Source organism: Polaromonas sp. (assembly GCF_031411155.1).
GTDB lineage: Bacteria > Pseudomonadota > Gammaproteobacteria > Burkholderiales > Burkholderiaceae_C > Polaromonas.
The window spans coordinates 1-3,856 of the sequence record NZ_JANOAL010000086.1 but is presented as its reverse complement, the minus strand read 5'-3'; the positions used below and the strand labels follow the sequence as shown (position 1 = coordinate 3,856).

Below are 3,856 nucleotides of genomic sequence, written 5' to 3'. Positions count from 1 at the left end.
CCTCAATCCGTCGCCGTAAACACCGTCAGCACCCCGGTATAACCATACAGGTGGTTGCGGGCGATTTCGCCGCCGGCGAAGAAGCCGACCAGCGGCACATCGCCCAGCGCGCGGCGCACGATTTGCAGCTCGGCGCTGGGGGCGCCGAAATGCGGGCCGCCGCGGCCTGAGCAGCTGACGTAAATGGCGCCGGCGATGCGCCGGGCCGGGTGCGGGGCCGATTCGGCTTCGGGCGTGTGCAGCGCGCTGGCGACGGCCAGCGGCAGCTCTTCGGGTTCCAGCGCTTCGCGGATTTCGGCGCAGATGCGCACCAGGTCGCCCCGCGCGGCCTCGGCGTTGCGCTCGCAAAAGGCCAGCGTCATGCCGACCCGGGGCACGGCCGCAATGGCGATGCCCTTGCGCGCCGGGTCGAGACCGACCAGATGCCGCACCACCACCTCGGCGCCGAACATGCCGGTGCGCCGCACGGCCGGGCCGTCGTTGAGCTGGTCTTTGAGGCTGCTCAGGCCGACCAGCGTGGCGCTGACCTTGGCCAGGGCTTCGCGCGGCTGGCCGAGTGACACCTTCAAATCGGCCAGCATCACGTCGAGCGCGGGCTCGTCGTCAAGCTCGGTCACCACGTTGTCTTCGCAGGCGGTGATTTCATGGTTGCCCGACACCGGGCGGCAGCCCTGGGTGATGCGCGACATCAGGGCAAAGCCACCGGCTTCACCGCCCGACAGATCGCGCGCAAAGGCCACGCCACTGAGGCCGCCGCTGAACACGCCGCTGGCCGCGCCCTGGCCGCTGACATTGCCGTGGCCGCTGAGCGCAAACTGCACGGTGTTGCCGCGGCTGCAGGCCAGGCCGCCAAACACATAGCCGCTTTCGGTGCGCTGGGCCATCTCCTCGATCAGTTCGGCCAGGTCGGGCGTGGCGGCGTCGGCATGCACCAGCGCGGTGTGCGCCTTGAAGCGGCCACTGGCGGCCGGCGGCAGCGGCGAGACGCCGGAAAACACGCGGTACTGGTCGTGCGGCAACTCGCACAGCATCACGGCCAGCGCCGGCTCGTCAAAGTACTCGACATTGTTGGCGGCAATGCCCACGCCCACGGTGCCGCTCCAGTCGGTGATTTCGGGCAGCTCGGCGCTCAGGTAGTCGAGGATGTCCTGCGCCTGGGCCACGTACAGGTCGGTGATGTAGAGCAGCCCCAGCGTGGGCGCGCTGGCGTAGCCGGGCAAGGCCATGTGGGCGCGCAGCTGCGCCAGCACAAGGCCGGCCGCCATCTGCCATTGCGGATGGGTGGCGTGGCCGTAGGGAAAAAGCTTCATCGGGACTTGCGACCAAAGATTGCGGCGATACGTTTGGAGCGAAGCTCAGCGCGGGGTTTTGCCGGCTGCCGTCTTGCGCGCCGTGGCCTTGGGCTTGGCGGCCTTGCGGGCGGCGGGCTTGACGCCGGCGCTTTTGCCGGCGGGCGGTGTCGGCCAGCCCTGGGTGCTGCGCAGGGCGCTGTTCATGGCCGCGCGGGCGCCGCCGGCCACGGTTTTTCCGGCGCTCTCAGCCATGCCTTTGGCCATGTCCTTGGCCATGCCGGTGGCGGTCTTGACGGCGTCCTTGGCCAGGCCGGTGGCCATGTGCTTGGTGGCGTCCATGGCGGTTTTCTTGGCGGCGTCTTTCATGGCGTCGGCCGCAATCGTCTGAAACTGCTGGGTCAGCGCGCCCCACCATTGCAGCGGGTCGACCACGCCGCCACTACCAGGGGCCTTTGCTGCCTTGGCCGGTTTGGCGGCTTTGGCTTTGGGCGCGTCTTCGCTTTCCCCGGTGTCGTCCTCGGCCTCTTCAGGCTCGGTTTCCGGCGCCGGCACTTCAAAACCGGCGAAGGTCTTGGCCTTGTCGGCCACGCGCTGCACGCCGCCGGCCACGCTGTCGGCGACCTTGAGCTTGAAGGCGTTGGCCACGTCGCCCATGTTGAAGTTCATGCCCTTGAGGGTGGCCAGCGTCATCTTTTGCACCTCCAGCGCCTGGATGGTGGCCTTGAGCGCCATGGCGTTCTGGTCGAGCCAGAACTGCACCGCTTTCAGCTCGTCAATGCGCTTGTCCAGCTCTTCGACATTGAGCGTGGGCGCGACCCAGTTGCCGAGCTTGGGCAGTTGCGGAATGCTTTGCGCCGCGCTACCGGCGGCCTGCTTGGCCAGATTTTGCAAAAAATCAAAGCCGGGCACAAACTTGCCGAAGTCGGTGAAGGAAGGGTTGTCTGCGTCACTCATGGTGTCTCCTGGCGGGTTGGGCACGATTGCAACTGCGGGAGGCGGCTGCCCCTTCATTGTGCAACGCCGGGGCGGCGCGTCAACCCATATTTGTGCGTTGGAGCGCCGGCGCGGCGCGCGTGCCGGCGCCGCCTCGCCTGGAACCGTGCTTTATCGGCATTTTAATGATCAAATCGGCCTCCAGCCCATACCGATAGCGCACAAGCAGCTATTTATTTGATAGCGGTCTGCAAACCCGTCGCGGCCCGCTGGCCCTGCTAAGCTAGCGCCATGAAAAGCCTGTTCCACTTCGCCTTCAACGTCACCGACCTCGATGAAGCGCGCCGCTTCTATGGCGGCGTGCTGGGCTGCAGCGAAGGGCGCAGCAGCGCCAGCTGGGTCGATTTTGATTTCTTTGGGCATCAGCTGTCGCTGCACCTGGGCCCGCCCTTCAAGACCGAACGCACCGGCCATGTCGGCGACATTCTGGTGCCGATGCCGCACTTTGGGCTGGTGCTGGGCCTGGACGACTGGCAGGCCATGGCCGACCGCCTGAGCGCCGCCCAGACGCCGTTTGTGCTGGCGCCGCAACTGCGCTTTGCAGGCCAGCCGGGCGAGCAATGGACCATGTTTTTCTGCGACCCGTTTGGCAACCCGCTGGAGATCAAGGGCTTCCGGTCGCTGGACGCGCTGTACGCGGCCTGAGCCGGATCACTCATGGGCTATACCTTCGCCTCCGCCACTATCCTGCTCTTGCTGATCACCGACCCGCTCGGCAACATCCCGATTTTCGCCAACGCGCTGCGCAATGTGGCGCCCGAGCGACGCATGTGGGTGATTCTGCGCGAGGTGCTGATTGCGTTCTTGCTGCTGCTGGCCTTCATGTTTGTCGGCGACGGCTTTTTGCGGCTGATGAACCTGAGCGATCTGTCGCTGCAGATTGCCGGCGCGGTGGTGATGTTCTTGATTGCGCTGCGCATGATTTTTCCGTCGGCGGCGGCCGAGGCCGAACCGATGCAGGGCGAGCCGCTGATCGTGCCGCTGGCGATTCCGGCGCTGGCCGGCCCGTCGGCGCTGGCCACGGTGATGCTGCTGGTGTCGCAGGCCCCGGCCCGGCGCCTGGAATGGGTGGCCGCGCTGTGCGTCACCATGGCCGTCTGCGCCGTGGTGCTGGTGCTGTCCGAGCGGATTCAGCGGCTGGCGGGCGACCGGGTGATGATGGCTTTTGAACGCCTGATGGGCCTGATCCTGGTGTCGATTTCGGTCGAGATGCTGCTGCGCGGCATCAAGGCGTTTGTCGGGCAGATGGGCAGCGCCACCTAGCAGCGCCACCCAGCAACGCCGTATCCGCCTGCAAGCTTCAGGCCGCTGCCGCCACCTTCTGCTCAATCGCGCCAAACACCGACAGCCCGTCCTTGCCCTTGGCCTCGATGCGGATGGTGTCGCCAAACTTCATGAAGGCGGTGCTGGGTTTGCCGTTTTCGATGGTCTCAATCGCCCGCTTTTCGGCGATGCAGCTGTAGCCGTGGCTCCAGTCCTTGTTGCTGACGGTGCCCGAGCCGACGATGCTGCCGGCGCGCACATTGCGGGTCTTGCAGATGTGGGCAATCAGCTGGCCGAAGTGAAAGGTC

Annotated in this window: 5 protein-coding genes; 2 read left to right on the top strand and 3 right to left on the bottom strand. The window is 66.4% G+C overall.

Translation table 11 applies throughout. The annotated features are described in order from the left end of the window. Positions 1 to 2 precede the first annotated feature (2 nt). Both RMO23_RS05105 and RMO23_RS05100 read right to left on the bottom strand, forming a co-directional pair. Positions 3 to 1,310, bottom strand: coding sequence for an FIST C-terminal domain-containing protein (locus RMO23_RS05105; protein WP_309679114.1), 1,308 nt, complete (start codon positions 1,308 to 1,310; stop codon positions 3 to 5). Positions 1,311 to 1,355: 45 nt separating this feature from the next. Continuing rightward, entirely contained in the window at positions 1,356 to 2,246 is an 891-nt protein-coding gene (locus RMO23_RS05100; RefSeq protein ID WP_309679112.1) for a PhaM family polyhydroxyalkanoate granule multifunctional regulatory protein, read from the bottom strand. Between the two features lie 270 nt (positions 2,247 to 2,516). On the opposite strand from RMO23_RS05100, the gene RMO23_RS05095 reads away from it, so the two are divergent. Beyond that, positions 2,517 to 2,930, top strand: coding sequence for a VOC family protein (locus RMO23_RS05095; protein ID WP_309679110.1), 414 nt, complete (start codon positions 2,517 to 2,519; stop codon positions 2,928 to 2,930). Between the two features lie 12 nt (positions 2,931 to 2,942). Further along, positions 2,943 to 3,548 carry a MarC family protein gene (locus tag RMO23_RS05090; RefSeq protein ID WP_309679109.1) on the top strand — a complete coding sequence of 202 codons (606 nt, stop codon included), beginning with the start codon at positions 2,943 to 2,945 and terminating at the stop codon, positions 3,546 to 3,548. 37 nt (positions 3,549 to 3,585) lie between these two features. Here the strand turns inward: RMO23_RS05090 and RMO23_RS05085 are convergent. After that, positions 3,586 to 3,856, bottom strand: a 271-nt coding sequence (locus RMO23_RS05085; RefSeq protein WP_309679107.1) for a fumarylacetoacetate hydrolase family protein, incomplete at its 5' end; no start/stop codon positions are given.